The organism is Enhygromyxa salina (genome assembly GCF_002994635.1).
Taxonomy (GTDB): Bacteria; Myxococcota_A; Polyangia; order Nannocystales; family Nannocystaceae; genus Plesiocystis; species Plesiocystis salina_B.
In genome coordinates, this window is record NZ_PVNL01000069.1 from 14,362 (window position 1) to 31,364 (window position 17,003).

General features: G+C 68.4%; 14 protein-coding genes. 7 read left to right on the forward strand and 7 right to left on the reverse strand.

What is annotated here, in order from left to right:
* Positions 1 to 11 precede the first annotated feature (11 nt).
* Positions 12 to 1,067 carry a hypothetical protein gene (locus ENSA7_RS17905; protein ID WP_146157820.1) on the forward strand — a complete coding sequence of 352 codons (1,056 nt, stop codon included), beginning with the start codon at positions 12 to 14 and terminating at the stop codon, positions 1,065 to 1,067.
* A 29-nt stretch (positions 1,068 to 1,096) separates the two neighbouring features.
* Here ENSA7_RS17905 and ENSA7_RS17910 read toward each other — a convergent pair whose 3' ends face one another.
* The 3 genes from ENSA7_RS17910 to pheS are packed head-to-tail and all read right to left on the reverse strand — an operon-like array spanning position 1,097 to position 5,211.
* Positions 1,097 to 1,495 carry an amphi-Trp domain-containing protein gene (locus tag ENSA7_RS17910; RefSeq protein ID WP_106090514.1) on the reverse strand — a complete coding sequence of 133 codons (399 nt, stop codon included), beginning with the start codon at positions 1,493 to 1,495 and terminating at the stop codon, positions 1,097 to 1,099.
* A 56-nt stretch (positions 1,496 to 1,551) separates the two neighbouring features.
* Complete coding sequence (gene pheT / locus ENSA7_RS17915) at positions 1,552 to 4,086, reverse strand: phenylalanine--tRNA ligase subunit beta (protein ID WP_106090515.1); 2,535 nt, start codon at positions 4,084 to 4,086, stop codon at positions 1,552 to 1,554.
* Positions 4,087 to 4,122: 36 nt separating this feature from the next.
* The gene (pheS, locus tag ENSA7_RS17920) at positions 4,123 to 5,211 is read right to left on the reverse strand and encodes a phenylalanine--tRNA ligase subunit alpha (RefSeq protein ID WP_106090516.1); all 1,089 of its coding nucleotides are present in this window, start codon (positions 5,209 to 5,211) and stop codon (positions 4,123 to 4,125) included.
* Positions 5,212 to 5,284: 73 nt separating this feature from the next.
* On the opposite strand from pheS, the gene ENSA7_RS17925 reads away from it, so the two are divergent.
* From ENSA7_RS17925 to ENSA7_RS17940, 4 genes are all read left to right on the forward strand, one after another.
* Positions 5,285 to 7,198, forward strand: coding sequence for an adenylate/guanylate cyclase domain-containing protein (locus tag ENSA7_RS17925; protein WP_181233857.1), 1,914 nt, complete (start codon positions 5,285 to 5,287; stop codon positions 7,196 to 7,198).
* A gap of 113 nt (positions 7,199 to 7,311) precedes the next feature.
* Complete coding sequence (locus tag ENSA7_RS17930) at positions 7,312 to 8,628, forward strand: hypothetical protein (protein WP_106090518.1); 1,317 nt, start codon at positions 7,312 to 7,314, stop codon at positions 8,626 to 8,628.
* Positions 8,629 to 8,660: 32 nt separating this feature from the next.
* On the forward strand, positions 8,661 to 10,013 hold the full coding sequence (locus ENSA7_RS17935) for a tetratricopeptide repeat protein (protein WP_146157821.1): 1,353 nt from the start codon (positions 8,661 to 8,663) through the stop codon (positions 10,011 to 10,013).
* A 20-nt stretch (positions 10,014 to 10,033) separates the two neighbouring features.
* The gene (locus tag ENSA7_RS17940; protein WP_106090520.1) at positions 10,034 to 10,843 is read left to right on the forward strand and encodes a UPF0158 family protein; all 810 of its coding nucleotides are present in this window, start codon (positions 10,034 to 10,036) and stop codon (positions 10,841 to 10,843) included.
* On the opposite strand, the gene ENSA7_RS17945 is transcribed toward ENSA7_RS17940, so the two are convergent.
* Entirely contained in the window at positions 10,830 to 11,258 is a 429-nt protein-coding gene (locus ENSA7_RS17945) for a GNAT family N-acetyltransferase (protein ID WP_181233858.1), read from the reverse strand. The genes ENSA7_RS17940 and ENSA7_RS17945 overlap by 14 nt on opposite strands.
* Positions 11,245 to 12,372, reverse strand: coding sequence for a D-alanine--D-alanine ligase family protein (locus ENSA7_RS17950; protein WP_106090522.1), 1,128 nt, complete (start codon positions 12,370 to 12,372; stop codon positions 11,245 to 11,247). Before ENSA7_RS17950 ends, ENSA7_RS17945 begins: the two co-directional genes overlap by 14 nt.
* A 128-nt stretch (positions 12,373 to 12,500) precedes the next feature.
* Here ENSA7_RS17950 and ENSA7_RS17955 point away from each other — a divergent pair, with 128 nt between their 5' ends.
* On the forward strand, positions 12,501 to 13,316 hold the full coding sequence (locus ENSA7_RS17955; RefSeq protein WP_181233859.1) for a class I SAM-dependent methyltransferase: 816 nt from the start codon (positions 12,501 to 12,503) through the stop codon (positions 13,314 to 13,316).
* A 10-nt stretch (positions 13,317 to 13,326) separates the two neighbouring features.
* Positions 13,327 to 15,039: a histone deacetylase family protein gene (locus ENSA7_RS17960; RefSeq protein ID WP_219908002.1), complete on the forward strand. Its 1,713-nt coding sequence runs from the start codon at positions 13,327 to 13,329 to the stop codon at positions 15,037 to 15,039.
* 3 nt (positions 15,040 to 15,042) lie between these two features.
* On the opposite strand, the gene ENSA7_RS17965 is transcribed toward ENSA7_RS17960, so the two are convergent.
* Positions 15,043 to 15,939 carry a radical SAM protein gene (locus tag ENSA7_RS17965; protein WP_106090525.1) on the reverse strand — a complete coding sequence of 299 codons (897 nt, stop codon included), beginning with the start codon at positions 15,937 to 15,939 and terminating at the stop codon, positions 15,043 to 15,045.
* A gap of 18 nt (positions 15,940 to 15,957) precedes the next feature.
* On the reverse strand, positions 15,958 to 16,842 hold the full coding sequence (locus ENSA7_RS17970; protein WP_146157822.1) for a hypothetical protein: 885 nt from the start codon (positions 16,840 to 16,842) through the stop codon (positions 15,958 to 15,960).
* Between the last annotated feature and the right edge of the window lie 161 nt (positions 16,843 to 17,003).

Sequence of the window (17,003 nt, forward strand, 5' to 3'; positions counted from 1 at the left end):
GAGTCGAGGCCATGAGGCTCGCTGGATCGGCACGACTCGCTGGCTTGGTCATCGCCGTCGCGCTCGTGGCATGCAAGGGCGCCACGAGTGAACGCGACATCACGTCGCCATCGAATCCAGGTCCAGATCCAGGTCCAGATCCAGGATGGGATTCCGACACCAACCCAGACGAGAGCGAGCCAGGCGAGCGTGGGTTTAGCGACGTGATCCCGTCACAGCGCTGGCCAGACGTCCCGGGCCGGGTCGTCGGACTCCTGTACCAACGCGGCCAGCAACCATGGGGCGAGGCGCTGCACCACGCTGGCGCGTTCTTGTCGGACCGCGATCTGAAGCGCACCGAGTACGCGTTCAGCACCGATGGCAGCAGCCCCTACGCGCTGTACTTCCTGTCGCCGAACGGCGGGGGCAACAACCACATCTCGCGCTGGCAGGTCGAGACCCCCGGCGGCGTCACCCACTTCGACGCCGCGATGTTCGAGGCTTCGACGCCAAACAGCTGGGGCTTGCAACATCCCGCGCACATCGTCGAGATCGAAGTCAACCAGGGCCGCGGCGGTCGGGGTCTGCACTTCGTCGCCACCGATCTGCGGGTGCTCGATGGCCACGAGCGGATCCCAGCGGATCCGACCGCGCAGCTGGTTCAGGTTCGCGAGCGTTTCGACCTGCTCGTCAACGACAACCGGCCAGCACTGAAAAGGATGTACGCCGAGTCGTCCAGGCGAGCCAACGCACGCGCGGACGAGCACGAGCAGTGGGTACAGGCGCAGTTCTTCAAGGCGACGATCGAGCATGTCGAGGCCAGCGAGCGCGTCGCGTTGGCGCCGACGTGGCGAGTCGAGACCCACGAGCTGGCGGTCATCATCGTATATCGCCGCGCGGCCTCGGTGACCGTCCACACCCATCGCCCGCGCTCGACGGGCGGCATGGACCACGGCCCGCAACACAGCGAGAGCGAGTTCGGCTTCGGCGTACGCCTCGGTGCGCGCTACGTCGTCAGCGCCCAGGGCGAGGTTGCGCTCGAAGAGGTGTTGCGGGTCGAAGACGCGTCGTGGGTTACCGAGCTGTGATCCGGTTCAGCCGAGACTCCAAAGGTCTCTCAGTCCAAGATCTCGAGCGGCCGAACGTCGTCCCGCCACGCGATCTCAAACACGACCTTGGCCTTGTCGCCCTTGCGCTGCGCCTTGACCTCGATCAACAGCTGGTCCGGCGGGTTGAGCACCAGCGACTGGTCGTCCTGCTTGAACTCGAGCCGCCCAGAACGAAGCCCGCCGACGAGGGACTCGAAGTAAGACACCGCCTCGGTCCGGGGCATCGCGGCCTCGTAGCCGATCGCAACCTTCTTCGGCTTCTTGCGCTTCTCGGACTTCGAGTCGTCGTCGCTGTCCTTGTCTTTGTCGTCGTCGTCGTCGTGCTCCTGCGCCTCGCGGTCGCTGGAATCCTCGACAGGCTCGACGGTGTCGGCTTCGCTGGTGTCGCTCGTGTGTTCGTCGGTCATGGCTTACCCGTGGCGGCCAGCATAGCCGAGCGACGTCGCCCGTGGGCAGCTCGAGATCAGCGGATACGGGCGGCCGGATCGACGCGGGTGAGCTGCTCGAGCGCACCAGCGACCACTTTGTCATGCAAGGCCTGGACCTCCGCGTCCGTGACCGAGCGCTGCCCAGCGCGGTAGTTCAGGCGCAACAGCAGCGCGTGGCGGCCGCTCTCGATACCTGCACCGCGGTAGTCCTCGAGCAGCTCGATCGGGCGGCGTGGCTCGTCGGCGTTGGCCAGCCTAGGCGGATCCTGGACGTCGCCGGGGGCTGCCGCCGACTCGGCCGCGCGGGTGAGCGCCGCCAATACCTCCGCGCTAGAAATGCGCGTGTCGAGATCGAGGGACAGGTCGCGGGTCGTCGCCGGGAACCGGGCGACGTCCTGAAACTGCACGGTCGGCAGCGGCGGCAGAGCCTCGAGCCACAGCTCGCCGTAGCCAAGCTCGAACTCGCCGAGGTCGCGGCCAGCCAGCAGGTCCGGGTGCAGCTCGCCCGCGACGCCGACCTCTCGATCGCCGATCCACAGGCCAACTTGCACGCCCGGGTGCAGCCACGGCCGCGGCTGGGTCGGCGCGCGCAGCTGGGCGGGCAGGCCCACGCGCGCGAGGGTAGCCGAGAGGTCGCGGGTGAGCGCGCGCGCGAGCTCACCGGTCGGCGAGTCGCCACTCACACGCTGAGCCCGGATCGCCGCGGCGCGGGAGGGCTCGGTCGGCAAGTACCGGTCGACCTCGTCGGTCGGGTTGCCTGAATCGGGCGCGTCGTCGCTGGTGAGCGGCCACAGGTAGACGCGACCGACCTCGAACAGCCCGAGCGGGCGAGTGTGGCGGCCGAGGTTGTAGGCGACTGCGTCGAGCAGGCCCGGCAGCAAGTGCGGGCGCATGCAGCCTTGCTGGCTGCGCATCGGATTGACCGGTCGAACCAGCTGGGTCGCCTGGAACTCCGACACGAACGGCAGCGTGTGCTCCTCGGCGGTGAACGCCAACGACACGTGCTCGTGCAGATCACACGCACGCAGGCCGTCGGTCAGCGCGTTGGCGAGCGCGCGCAGGGGATCCTCGGGCAGCACGGGGAGCTCCTCGGGTGAGCTCGAGTGCCGGGCCGGGAGCTCGTCGAGGCCGTGATGGCGCATGACCTCTTCGATCAGATCGACATCGCGGCCAAGGTCGGGCCGGTAGCTCGGCGGCTCGCAGCGCCACGCCTGCGGGTTCGTCCGATCCACGCTGACGCCGAGGCCCTGGAGGATTCGGGCGATCTCGCTGGCCGAGACGTCCATGCCCAGCAGCCGGCCGACGTGGTCGGGATCCAGGCTGATCTGCGCGGGCACGGGCAGCTCGGCGCGCGCGTCACAGTGGCCGACGCAGCGGGCCCCGCTCAGCTGTTGCAGCAGCGACACGGCCCGGGCGGCGGCGAGCTCGAGCTGCGCCGCGAAGTCGACCTGACGCTCGAAGCGATGGCTCGAGTCGGTGCGCAGCCCGTAGCGGCGAGCGCTGCGACGGATCGCCCGCGGCTCGAAGAACGCGACCTCGAGCAGCAGCCGGGTCGTCGCAGCCTCGACCATGGAACCCTCGCCGCCCATGATCCCCGCGAGCGCCTGGGGGGTCTTCGCGTCGGCGATCACCAGGTCGTCGGGGTCGAGCTCGAGCTTGGTGTCGTCGAGGGTGGTGATCGGCTCGCCGGCCGCAGCTTGGCGGACGACGACCCGCTCGCCGCTCAGCCGCTGGCGATCGAACGCGTGCATCGGCTGGCCCGTCTCGAACAGCACGAAGTTGGTCACGTCGACGACGTTGTTGCGCGGCCGCAGCCCGACCCGATGCAGGCGCACGCGCAGCCACAGCGGCGACGGACCGACGCGGCACCCCTCGAGCGCGTAGCCGAGGTAACGCGGGCAGCGATCGCCGGCCTCGAGCGTGACGAGCGTGGGCATGGGCTCGCCGGTGGTGACCTCCGAGACAGGCGGCAGCGTGAGCTCGCAGCCGAGCGCGAGCGCGAGATCACGAGCGACGCCGAGGTGCCCGAGCGCGTCGGGGCGGTTGGGCGTGACCGAGATCTCGATGACCGCGTCACGAATGCCGGGGACCAGATCCTGCAGCAGCGTTCCGGGCTCCCAGTCGCTGGGCAGCACCAAGATGCCGTCGCCGTCGCTGCCGATCCGCAGCTCGGTCTCGGAGCAGATCATCCCGTTGGAGACCACGCCGCGCAGCTCTCGCTCGCTCAGCTCGAGGCCGTCGGGCAGCACGGCGCCGACCGGCGCGAACGCGACCTTGCCTCCGACCGGGGGCAGGTTGGACGCGCCACACACGACCTGGATCGTGCGCGCGCCGTCGAACAGCTGCACGACGTTGAGCTTGGCCGCGTCGGGGTGGGGGCTGACGTCGTCGACGCGACCGACGATGATCTTGGGCAGCTCGAAGTACTCGACGCCCTCGACCTCGAGCCCGAGGTTGGTCAGGCGCGCGGCGATGTTGACCGCGCTAAACGGATTGCCGGCATCAAATGGGGGGGACACGTCGAGCGGACGCCCGAGCAGCTCGCTGAGCCAGGTGCATGAAAGCAGCATCTGAAATTCCGATGGGGGCTGAGCAGGGTCAGCAGATCAAGGTGAGGTGAATTGCTCGAGGACCCGCAGGTCGCCCTCGAAGTTGTGACGCAGGTGCGAGATCCCGTGGCGCAGCATGGCCATGCGATCGATGCCAAACCCGAACGCCCACCCGGTGTAGACCGAGGGGTCGATGCCGCACTGCTCGAGCACCGCGGGGTGGACCATGCCGGAGCCGCCCAGCTCGATCCAGCCGGACTGCTTGCACAGCCCGCAGCCGTGGCTGAGCTGGCCGTCAAAACAAAACGCGCACTGCATGTCGAACTCGGCGCCTGGCTCGACGAAGGGGAAGTACGACGGCCGAAACCGGACCGCCAGACCCTCGCCGAAGAACGCCCCGACGAACCGATACAGGGTGGCCTTGAGGTCGGCCATGGTCACGTTGCGGTCGACGTACAGCCCCTCGATCTGGTGGAACATTGGGCTGTGGGTGGGATCGTCGTCGCGCCGGAACGTGGTGCCAGGCGCGATGATGCGGATCGGCGCGCCGTGCCGGAGCATGGTCCGGGCCTGCACGGGCGAGGTGTGCGGGCGCAGCACCAACGACGGCGCGCCCTCGCGCGGGTCGTGCTCGGGCCGGGCGATGAAGAACGTGTCCTGCATGTCCCGCGCGGGGTGGTCGGGCTGGATGTTGAGCTTGTCAAAGCTGTACAGCTCGGCCTCGACGTGGGGCCCGTCGACGACGTCGAAGCCCAGCCGCCGAAACACGTGCTCGAGCTCGCGGCGGGTCTGGGTGATCGGGTGCAGCGTGCCTGGGCGCGGGGGATCCGGTACGAAGGTCAGATCCACGTGGCGGCTCAGGTTGCGCTCGCGGGCGGCTTCCGCGAGCGCGAGCTTGCGCCCGGCGAGCCCGTCGTCGATCGCCTGCTTGACCCGGTTGAACGCCTGGCCCAGCTCCTTGCGCTGCGCGGGCGGGACCTTGCCCATGAGCGAGCGCAGCTTGGTGACGGCGCCGTTCTTGCCGAGGAATCGGACCTGCAGCTCGTAGAGCTCGGCCTCGCTGCTGACCTGGGGGAGCGCCGACTCGAAGCCGAGCAGCGCGGCGTCGAGCTGCTCTTGCGGCGTTGGGTTTGCGTCTGCGGCCATGAGTTGGCGCAATCTATACGGTATCCGCGGCGAGTTCTATTACCAGCCAGGGTTGGCGCTGGTACTGTCTGGCATGGCCGCTCCCAGCGTCTCGCCCGAGCAGCTGACCGCGTTTCTCGAGCGATTTGCGTGGCCCGAGCACATGCTCGCGGGCGGGCGCGCGCCGCTCGAGTTTCTGTGGCGCTTCGAGGTCGACGCGCCGATCGCCAGCATGTGGCCGCTGCTGATCGACACCTCGCGCTTCAACCGGGCCCTGGGCCTGACCGAGATGAACTACGAGGAGCGCGACGGCCGGCTGCACGGCACGGTGATCAACGGCGGGTTTCGCCAGACCTGGGTCGAGGTGCCCTGGCAGTGGATCCACGGGCACCACATGGAGGCCGTGCGCGACTACAGCGAGGGGTTTGGGCGCTGGGTCCGGGCGATCTACGAGGTCACCGAGGTCCGCGAGTCGAGCTTCGAGTTGCTCGTCTACTTTGGCTGGATTCCGCGTGGGTGGCTGGGCGAGAAGATCCTCGCGTTCGCGTTCCCGAAGCTCGGTGAGGACTACGGGCGGCTGCTCGCCGAGCTGGCGACGGCGGCCCGCCAGGCCAAGGTCTCGCCGCGCTTCGAGGTGAGCCGGCCCAGCCTCGACGAGGCCAGTGAGGCGCGGCTGGCCGTCGGTGTCCGTGAGCTGATCAGCGCCGAGCTGCCAGCGCCGCTGGTGAGGCAGCTGGCCGCGCACCTGCGCAGCGCCGATGATCTCGACCTCGCGCGGATCCAGCCGAAAGTGCTCGCGCGCCGCTGGGGGGCGGACACCCGAACGCTGCTGCGCGTGGCTTTGCACGCGACGCGGGTGGGGCTGCTGGATCTGTCGTGGGATATCGTCTGCCCCCACTGTCGCGGGACCCGAGAGGAGCACGCGAGCCTGAGCCGGGTGCCCGGCGAGAGCCGCTGCGAGGTGTGTGAGATCGACTTTGACACCCGGTCCGAGGTCAGCGTCGAGGTCAGCTTTCGCGTCAACCCTGCGATCCGAAAGGTCGGTTTGCACGCCTGGTGTGCCGCGGAGCCGTCGCACCGCGAGCACATCTTGGTCCAGCTGCGGCTGGCCCCGGACGAGCGTCGCCGCGTGACGCTGACTGTGGGCGAGGGGTTGTTTCGGCTGCGCGGGAGCGAGGGCGCGACGACCATGCTCGACCTGAGCCCCGCCGCGGACCCGGCCCCCTTGGCGTGGACGCCGACGAACAGCGGTGGTGAGCACAGCCGGGCGCCGCGGCCGATCTTGGAATTGCACAACGACCGCGACCAGCCGATCGACTTCGTGCTCGAGCGCGCGCGCTGGTCCGACGAGGCCGTGCGCCCGGGTGACCTGCTGAGCCTCCGCGAGTTTCGGGACATCTTCAGCGCCGACTACCTGGCCGCCGACGTGCAGCTGGCGGTCGGCATGCAGACCTTGCTGTTCACCGACATGGTCGGCTCGACCCGGTTCTACGCGACCCGCGGGGACGCCGAAGCGTTCGTGCAGGTCCGCCGTCACTTCGCCGAGATCTTCGAGGTCGTGGCCGCGCAGGACGGGGTGGTCGTCAAGACGATCGGCGACGCGGTCATGGCCGCGTTCGTCGACGCGGCCTCGGCGGTTCGGGCGGCGCACGCGATCCAGCGCCGGTTTCCGGCCAGTCGCGAGGATCTGGACATTCGGGTTCGGGTCTCGCTCAATCGCGGGTCGTGTATCGCCGTGCGGTTCAATACGGAGATCGACTACTTCGGCAACGCGGTCAACCTCGCGGCCAAGCTGCAGGGGAGCGCGGGGGCTGGGCAGGTGACCTTCTCGACCGCGGTCCGCGACGCGCCTGGTGTGGTGGAGGTGCTTGGGGAGCTCGGGGTGGAGATCGAGTCGCTCACGGTCGACCTGCCCGCGCTCGGCGGGGAGATCGAGGTGCTGCGCTGGACCGACGAGGACGGGGTGGACCCGGCCAGCTCGCTGGCGATGCCCGTCGCGCGCGGGTGAGCTGCCAGCGAGCACCCGGGCCGCGGGCTCAGCGCTGGCGGAGGGGGCCACGCCGTGTTGTTCTTCGAGTTGGCAGTGTCATCGTGCTACACGGGCTGTCAGTCGGGACCGTCATGGAAAAAGACCGCCGCCGCTACTTGTTCAACCGATGCAAACCCGACGTCGCGCTACGCCCGAGCGACGATCGCTACATCGATCTCGACGCGCGCCGGGTCCGCGGCGTCGATTGGGTCGCGCGGCTGGCGTCTCGGATCGAGCTGTCGGACACGCCCACCTGCCAGTTGTTCACGGGGTTGCCGGGGTCGGGGAAGTCCACCGAGCTGCTGCGCCTCGCCGAGCGCCTCGAGCAGCGCGATGGGCCAAACCTCCTCACTGTCTTCGTGAGTGCCGAAGAGGTGCTCGACTTGCTCGCGCCGATCGATGTGCCCGACATCGTGCTCGCCGTGGTGGCAGCCTGCGAGCGCACGCTGCTCGAGGCCGAGGGCAAGGATCCCGAGACCGCGATGGAGAGCGGTTACTTTGCGCGACTGTGGACGTGGCTGACGCGAACGGACGTCACCTTCACGCGGGCGGAATTCTCGATCGAGAAGGTCGGCAAGCTGACCGCCGAGCTCAAGACTCGCCCCAACCTGCGGCAGCGCTTCCGCGAGACGATCGGCGTCCACCTCAACCGGTTTCTCGCCGAGGTTCGTGATGAGCTCGAGGTCATGCAAGGTCGCGCGGTGGCGCTTGGGCGCACGGGGCTGGTCGTGATCGTCGACTCGCTCGAGAAACTACGCGGAACCAGCACCCCGTGGGATCACGTGTTCGCCAGCGCCGAGCGGGTGTTCTCGGATGGTGCGCCGCATCTGCAGCTGCCGGTCCACACCCTCTACACGATTCCAACCGCGCTGGTGTCTCGCAAGCGCTTCGCCCAGGTCGACTTCATTCCGATGATCAAGCTGCACCAGCATCCGCACGATGGCGGCGGGCGCTTCGAGGACGGATACGACGCCGCCATGCAGTTGCTGCTGCAGCGGGTGCCCGAGCGCGATCTCGCCGAGCTGTTCGGGCCAGACACCGAAGCGCGGGTCGAGCAGCTGATCGAGTGGTCGGGCGGATACCCGCGCGAGCTGGTCCGCCTGCTTCACGATTCATTGTTGAGCGAGTCGATTCCGCTGAGTGACAGCGACTTTCGCCGCCTGCTCAACGAGGTCGGGGATCAATACCGCAAGCTAATCCCTGCCGACGCCTTTGCGTGGCTCGCCCGGGTGGCCACCGAGCGCTACCTGACCGTGGATACTGAGGAGCAGCGGCAGACGGCCGATGCCATGCTCACCCACAACGTCGTGCTGCGCTACCTCAACGACCAGGACTGGTTTGATCTCCACCCGTCGGTTCGGCAGATCCCTGGGGTGGCCGCGGAGATCGAGCGCCTGTCTCGTCCATGATGATCGGGATCGGGTCGACTGAGGCTGGTGGGTTGCGCGAGCGGCTGCAGCCGACGATCGATCACATCGCCCAGCAGGCGGGCGCTCGCAAGCTCCGGCTCGCGTTGGACCTCGCTGACGGTTTCGTGTTTCTGGTGGTGGTCTGTAGCTCGACGCGGGCGAGCACGGCGCTGCAGCTGTGGCTGGCCGAAGTGGCGAGTCTCGACCGTGGCTCGAGGGTCCCGGTCGAGCGGCTGTCGCCGTATCCCTTTGACCCGATCGCGGCTGGGCCGACGTCGCTCGAGGCGGCCGAGCTCGCGGAGCTGGTGTTGCCGCGACTCATGGCACCATCTGGGGCTGATGGGGGGCTGACCTTCATCGACGCAGTGCGGGCCCGAGAAGCCGACGCCGAGGCTTGGCTCCTGCTGTTGATGCGGCTCAACGAGCGTCGCAATGCGATCGCCAGTGCGCTGGGCGGGCCGCTCACGCTGCTTATTCCGCCCACGCTCGAGGGTGATTTTTCTCGGTTCGCGCCGGACCTGCGATCGATCCGCAGCGTCGCCGTCGAAATCGACGATCTTGACGATGCGGCCCCCGCCCCCGGGACGGTGTTGCTGAACGCCTACGACGACGGCTACGGGCGAGTGGAGGACATCCAGGCGCTGGTGGGCGAGGTCGAGCGGGCGCGCATGCAAGCGCAGAGCGGGGTGCCTGCTGTTCGCCGGATGTTGCGCGTGCTCTTGCTCCGGCTTGTCGGCGCGAAGCGACGCACTGGTGAACTCGAAGAAGCCGAGCGGCTGCTCGATGAAGCTGGCGAGATCGACGATTCGCTCGGAGACTCGGGCGGTCGGACCGCGACACAGCTGGTACGGAGCGATCTGCTGATCGCGCGGGGCGAGCTGGACGAAGCCGCTGGCCTGGTCGAGTCCGCGATCCAGACACTGGGTGAAACAGGGGACGTCTGGGCTCTCGCCGATGCTTGGGGTCGACTGGCGGATATCCTGGAAGCGAGGGGCGAGCTAGACGAGGCGCTCCGAATCCGGCGAGACGAAGAACTGCCGGTCTACGAACGGCTGGGGGACGTGCGCTCGCGGGCGGTTACGATGGGAAAGGTTGCGGACATCCTTTCAGCGAGGGGCGAGCTAGACGAGGCGCTCCGCATCCGGCGAGACGAGCAACTGCCGGTCTTCGAACGGCTCGGGGACGTGCGCTCGCTCCTCGTTGCCCGAGCCAACCTGGCCAGCGCGCTGCTGCAACGCCGGGAACCGGCGGACATCCACGAGATCATCGAGCTGCTGGCGCTCGCGCTGCGCGACGCCCGGCGTCTCCGGCTCCCCGAGACCCAGCAAATCGTGCAGCTGGTCCGCCAACTCGGCGAAGATCCAGACGCGCCACCGTTCGCGTGACGCGTCTATCATGGCACCCAATGGGACCCCGCCGAGACGACCCCAAGCACGACGAGCCGCTCGCAACCATCAACGCCGACGAGCTCTGCGACGGCATGACCATGGACGACTCATTCCAGGTCATCCTCGATCTCGAGACCGGCGAGGTGATCACGCTACCCTCAGACGACACCGGTCTATGGAACGAAGAGCTCGAGGACTTCGACGAGCACCCCGACCGATACCGCGAGGTCGAGCGGGTCGAGACACATGTCCAGTATCAATGGATGCGCGAGTTCGCGGACTCGCTCGACGACGCGCCGGACATCGTCGAGTTGCTCGCCGTCGCGCTCGATGGGCGGGGCGCGTTTCGGCGGTTTCGAGACGTCCTCGAGGGACACCCCGATCTCCAAACACGCTGGAACGCCCTGCGCAGCGAGCGACTGCTCGAGCGTGCGACCGCCTGGCTCGAGGCCCACAACATCCGCAATCCACTCTCCCCCCCGCGAGCGCTCGCAGCCCCGCCTGAGCAGAGCGCCAAGCCGGCTGCGTCGACCAAGCTCGGCCTCGTGCACGTACTGCTGCTCGGCGCACCGGACGGCAAGACCGAGCTGCTCGACGGCGAGGTGCGACGCACCATCACGGCCCAAACCGCCAAGCAAGCCGACCAGCTCGTCCGTCGCCTGGTGAGCGAAGCCTGCAGCCTGCACGGGATCGCCTACCGACGCTCGCTGGTCGATGGCCGCGACCGCGTGACGGTGGGTGACATCACGATCGTCCGTCGTTCCCTCGCGGTCGACGTGTACGTGGCAATCTCGCCGTCGGTGTGGCGCGCGTTCACACCCGCTTGATGAAGGTGATCAGATCATCCCCATCCCGATAAAAATCCGGAATCCGCCCGCACTCGCGAAACCCTTGCCGCCGATACAGGCACGTCGCCGCCTCATACTCGCTCTGACTCGAGGTCTCGACCCGAATGTTCTTACCGCCGACGTCACGCACGTGCAGATCTAGCGCGTCACACAGCGCCCGGCCGACCCCGCGACCCCGCGCGCTCGGAGCGACGACGATCCAATAAAGATCAAAGGTCGTGTCGGTCATCGGCGTCGCCCCAAAGCAGACGTAGCCCAAGATCGGCTCGTCATCGCCGGATCCAACCGCGACCAGCACCCGATAGCTGGTCTGCTCGCCGCGGGCGATGACCTCGTCGATTAGCTCGAGCGCGACCTCGAGCTCGGGCTCACCGAAGTTATCAACCGACCGCAAAAGCGCAACGAGCGGCTCCCGATCGCGGGCGAACAATGGACGGAGCAACGGGCCGCGCGCGGCGGACCGCTTGTTGGACGATGGTGTCGACGACTTGGGCATAGGGCACCTGGGCGCCCCGAAGCGCGACGGCGTAGCCAGCCTCGGGGTGCAGATCAGGATTGGGGTTGACGTCGATGACGCAAGCGCGGCCGGCTGCGTCAATGCGAAGATCAACGCGACCGTAGCTGTTGCCACCGATCACGTAAAACGCCGCCTCTGCTGTGCGCAAGAGATCGCGGCGAGCTGAGACCGACAGGAGCTCACCCAGCGGGACGGTGCGGGCGTGATACTCGGGCGAGGACTCGTCCCACTTGCATGCATAGGTCACGATCGGCAGGCACTCGCGGGGGTTGCCCGAGAAGTCGATCGTCGTGGGCACCAGGCGGGCGCCGCCGACGGTGTCGTCGGCGGGGAAGATCGCCACATTGACCTCCGGCCCCGGCAGGTACTCCTCGACCAAGTACGGACCCGGGATGTTGGCGACCAGGAACTCGACGCGCTCGCGCAGCTGGGTGTCATCGACCACGACCGACGCTTGCGAGATCCCGATCGAGCCGTCGGCCGCGGCCGGCTTGACGAACAGTGGATAGCGAAGCCGGGCCCGCTTGACGGCGCCGAGTCGGGTCGGCCCGCCCACGGTGCAGCCCCGCGCGATCGGGATCCGGTGGGTCGCGAGCACGGCTCGCACGACGTCCTTGTGCAGGGCGTTGGTCAGCGCGCGCCCGGGGTTGCCCGTGCACGCGAACCCGGCCTTGGCCAGCGCTCGCGGGACTTCTGGCTCGCGTCGCGGATCCCCGCCCAGCGACTCGACGAGGTTGAACACCACGCCGATCTCGCGCTCGTGCAACTGCGGGATCAACTCCTCGATCGAACCCCGCACGCCGAATTGGATCGGCGTGTGCCCTGCGCTGCGGAGCGCCCGAGTGACGTGGGTGGCGACTTCGGCGACGTCGGCGTTGGCGCGCGCGTCGAAGTCGTTGGTACTTGGTATGTCGTCGTCGTCCTCGACAAAGTCGAGGTTGTGGACGACAGCGACTCGATGAGACCCGGGGAGGGGGGGCTGAGCAGTCATGTGCCGCGACCGAACGTCTGCGTGGCTGCACTTTACTGCGGCGCGCGGCGCTGTCGAGGGGGCCCCCTCGATAAACTTCAACTGGTTGGATCTGGCCAATCGGACGGGGCCGGTCCAGAATCCCGGCGGTGATCAGTCCCGATGTGGGGTTCTACGATGACGAGGCGCACCTCTATGGCCTGGCGTTCAGCTACCGCGACGTGAGCGAGGAGGTCTCGCGGCTGGCAGGCTGGGCCAGCGCGCTTGGGTTGGGCGAACCTAATTCAGCGCTCGAGCTCGCGGCGGGTCCGGCCGACCACGCCCAGGAGTTCGCCCGCCGGGGGGCCAACGCTGCGGCGCTGGATCTGTCGGCGGCCATGTGCCGCTACGCCCAAAACAGCGCGGCCGAGGCCGGGGTCTCGCTCGAGGTCGTGTGCGCGAACATGATCGACTTTCAGCTGGCTGAGCCGGTCGAGCTGGCGTTCACGCTGATCAACTCGCTCGCCCACGTGCACACGCTAGATGAGCTCGTCGCGCATTTTGCGGCCGTCGAGCGAGCGCTGGTCCCGGGTGGTCTGTACGTGATCGAGCTGGGCCATCCCCGCGACTTTCTGGGTCGCGGAGGTCGCACGACCGGGGTCAGCCAGCCGTGGCAGGTCGAGCGAGATGGGGTCACGCTCACGACGCGCTGGGGTCTGGCCGATGACGAGTACGACGCGGTGGCGCAGCTTTTTCACGCGAGCGTCCAGCTCACGCTGGTTCATGCCGGGCAGACCCGCGTTGTCAATACCACGATCGTCATGCGGGATTGGACGCTCGACGAGGTCCGGGCGGCGAGCCGGCTGGCCGGAGGCGCGCTGGTTCCGGTCGCGTGCTTCGGTGACTTCGAGGGCGGTCCGGTCACGGCCGAGGCCGCCTGGCGAGCGATCTTCGTGTTTCGGCGAGAAGCGCCATCACATGTTTAGCATCCGACGATTGAACGACCTGGGCACGCCCGCCGAGCACGCGCGGCTCGAGCAGGTGCAGACCCTGTTTCGAGAGGCGTTCCCCGACGTGGCCGAGTACGCCGACACGCTGCCCGAGCAGCTCGGCCGTCGGCATCGCAAGCGCTACCAGATCGTGCTCATGACCTTCGAGACCGCGCGGGGTCGGGTGCGTGGGTTCGCGCTGGCGCACTATCACGCCGACTTGGCGTTTGGGTATCTCGACTACCTGGTGGGCAGCACCAGCACCCGGGCGGGGGGCGGACGCGGCGGGGCGCTGTACGAGGCGCTGCGCGACACGATGAAGGGTCTCGGGGCCACGGGCATGTTCATGGACGTGCCGCCCGATGAGCCGGCGATGGTCGCCGATCCGGCCCGGCTGCCCTCGAACCGCGCGCGGCTGCGATTCTATGAGCGGTACGGCGCCCGGCCGATCATCGGCACGGCCTACGATGGCCCGCCGCCGCTCGGGCAGACCTACGATCCCCCGTTCTTGGTCTACGACCCGCTCGATGGCGACGAGCCGCTCGACCGGGCGCGCGCGCGCAAGATCGTCGCCGCGATCTTGTCGCGCAAGTATGGGTGGGCGAAGTCCGATCCCTACACCCGGCGGATCGTCGCGTCGTTCGAGGACGACCCGGTCCAGCTGCGAGCGCCGCGCTATGCCAAGCGCGCCACCGCCAAGGTCGCCGACGCGCCGGTCTTGCACCTCGTGGTCAGCGAGCACCACGAGATCCACCACGTCCGCGAGCGCGGCTATGTCGAGCGCCCGGCCCGAGTCACCGCGATCCTCGACGGGCTGCGCTCGCTGACCACGACCACCCACGCTGCCAAGCACCGCGCGCTCGAAGCTGTCTGCGCGGTCCATGATCGTGAGTTCGTCCGCTACCTCGACCGCATGTGTCGCAAGCTCGCGCCGACCGAGACGCTCTATCCTTATGTGTTCCCGCTCCGCCGCCCCGAGCGAAAGCCCAAGGATCACTGGGTTCGCGCGGGCTACTACTGCATCGACACGTTCACGCCGCTGTCGCAGTCGGCCCTCGCGGCGGCCCGCGGCGCGGTCGACTGCGCGCTGACGGGCGCGGATCTACTCGCGGCCGGACACAGCCCGGTCTATGCGCTGTGCCGTCCGCCGGGCCACCACGCCGAGCGGCGCGTGTTTGGTGGGTTTTGCTATTTCAACAACGCCGCGCTCGCCGCTGACGCGCTGGCCTCCCGTGGCCGTGTCGCGTTCTTGGACATCGACTATCACCACGGCAACGGCTCACAGGACATCTTCTACGATCGCAGCGATGTCTTGTTCGTGTCGCTGCACGGGCACCCGCGGACCAGCTATCCGTACTTTTGTGGGTTCGCGGACGAGCGCGGCGTCGGGGCCGGCGAGGGCTTCAACCTCAATGTTCCGCTGCGCGAGGACACCGACGACGCGACCTACCTTCGCGCGCTCGAGCGCGGCCTGAAGGCGATTCGGAAGTTCGACCCGGCGTATGTGGTCATCTCGCTCGGCTTCGACATCATGCAGGGCGACCCAACCGGTGGATTTCGTGTGACGCCCGAGGGCATGCGAGGGATCGGGGCCGCGCTCGCGGGGCTCGAGCGGCCGACCTTGTTCGTGCAAGAGGGCGGGTACGCGCTGCGAAACCTGCGGCGGGGCGGGCACGCGCTGTTCGACGGGTTTTGTGGCTCGCTGCGCGAGCTCGAGTAGCGGCTACAGCCCGCGCAGCCGCTCGGGCTTGAGCAGGCGCTCGTCGCCGCGGGCGATCACTTCGTCGAGGACCCCCAGCATCGCGGGCTGGTCCGCAGGCAGGGTCCCGCGCAGCGGCAGGTAGTTGCTGGCGTGGTTGCTGGAGAACCGACACCCGCTAAACCGCGACTCGGCGACGATCGTGCGCAGCTCCTCGATCATCCGAAATTTACTGGGCAGCTGAAAGTCGCCGCGCGTGGCCATGTCGTGCAGGGGCGTGCCCGGGACGATCGTGGTGGTCAGCGCGCCGACGTAGGGCGGGTCCATCTCGGTGAGGGTCGCGGCGGTGCGCGTGGCGTGCTGCTCGCTCAGCGCGACGCCGCCGATCCCCAGCAGCACGATGACCGAGTGGGTGATCCCGGCGGCGCGCAGCTTGGCCGCGGTGTCGATGAGCTCGGGCCGCGTGCCGCCCTTGTCGATCAGCTCGAGCACCTGCTCATCGCCGGTCTCCATGCCGTGATAGACGATGCCAAGCCCCGCCTCGCGCAGCTGCACGAGCTCGTCGACCGACTTGCGCCCGACGCTGCGCGTATCGCCGTAGGTGCCGACACGCTCGACCCAGGGCCAGTGCTCGCGGATACCCTGCAGGATCTGCAAGAGCTTGCGGGTGCTGAGGATCAGCGCGTCTCCGTCACACAGGAACACCCGCTTGGGGAGCAGGCCGCGGCGACCGTGGCTGGCGGCCTTCGAACCCAGCTCGATCAGATCGGCCTCGATCTGCGCCCATGGCTTGGGCCGAAACTGCTTGTCGCGGTACATGTCGCAGTACACGCAGCGGTTGTGACTGCAACCGATCGTGACCTGCAGCAGCAAGCTGTGTGCCTCGCTCGGCGGGCGGTAGATGCGACCGACGTAGTCCACCCCCGCTCTATACTCAATCTAGATGGTCTTGCAGACCCCGACGTCGTCCACGGGCGGCTCGCGCCCTTCAAACCATGGCTCGCAGGTCATGAAGTTGGGGCACTCGGGCAGCGACAGCTTGCAAAACGGCGAGCAGCAGCCGACCTGCTCGCAGCCCGGTACGGTCGCGCCGTCGATGCACGCGAACCCCTCCGCGCACTGCACCGCGTACTCGCAAGGATCACCCAGCACGCCCGCGCCGAGGTTGGCGGCGGGCGTGCACGTGAAGTTGCCGGCGTTGGGAGCACACGCGTAGCCAGGTCCGCAGTCGTCGGCGAGCGGATCACAAGTTGGGATGCACAGCGACGGGCAGCCGCTGCACGGCTGACAGATCGCGGGCACAGCTTCGTCCGCGCAGCTCGGCGCGACGGGCGAGCCGCTGCACAGGGCCAGGCACACTCCAACGTTTTGCTCGTCGAGCCAGCTGCAGATCGCCCCGAGCTCGCAGTCGTCGTGGCCAGAGCCGGGGTCACCCAGGGTCATGCAGGGCTCGCCGGGGGGCCTGGCGTCCGCCACCAGCGGCACACAGCTTGGATGCGCGACGGCGTCGATCACCTCCCAGCTGCACTTTTGCTCGGGCGGGCAGTCTTGCAGCCACACGTCGCAGGCGAGCTCGGTGTCGGCGATGTCCAGGGTCGGGCCCGCGCCCGTGCTGCCCGCGTCGCTCTCTTCTGAGCCATCGCCGTCGCCGCTGTCAGCCGTGCTGCCGAGTCCGGTGTTGTTGGTCCCGCTTCCGGTGCTGCTCCCGCTCGGATCGCTGGCGGCGTCGATGCTCGAGCACGCGAACAAGCCGATCGCCAACACCAACTCGGGCCGCCTCCATCCGCGCCCCCGACATGGCTTGGCGGCGATGAGATAAGTCACCGGTCCAGCCTACGCGTGACGGCCACGGATCGTCTACCGCGGTTCTCGACCGCCGCAGACACCCTGCTGCCCAAACTGAGCTGGACTCGGTGAGCGTGAGACCTCCAGCTGGTGGGTCCGGCGGGGGCCCCGGCGACCCCGCGCAGGTCGCCCCGTTCGTA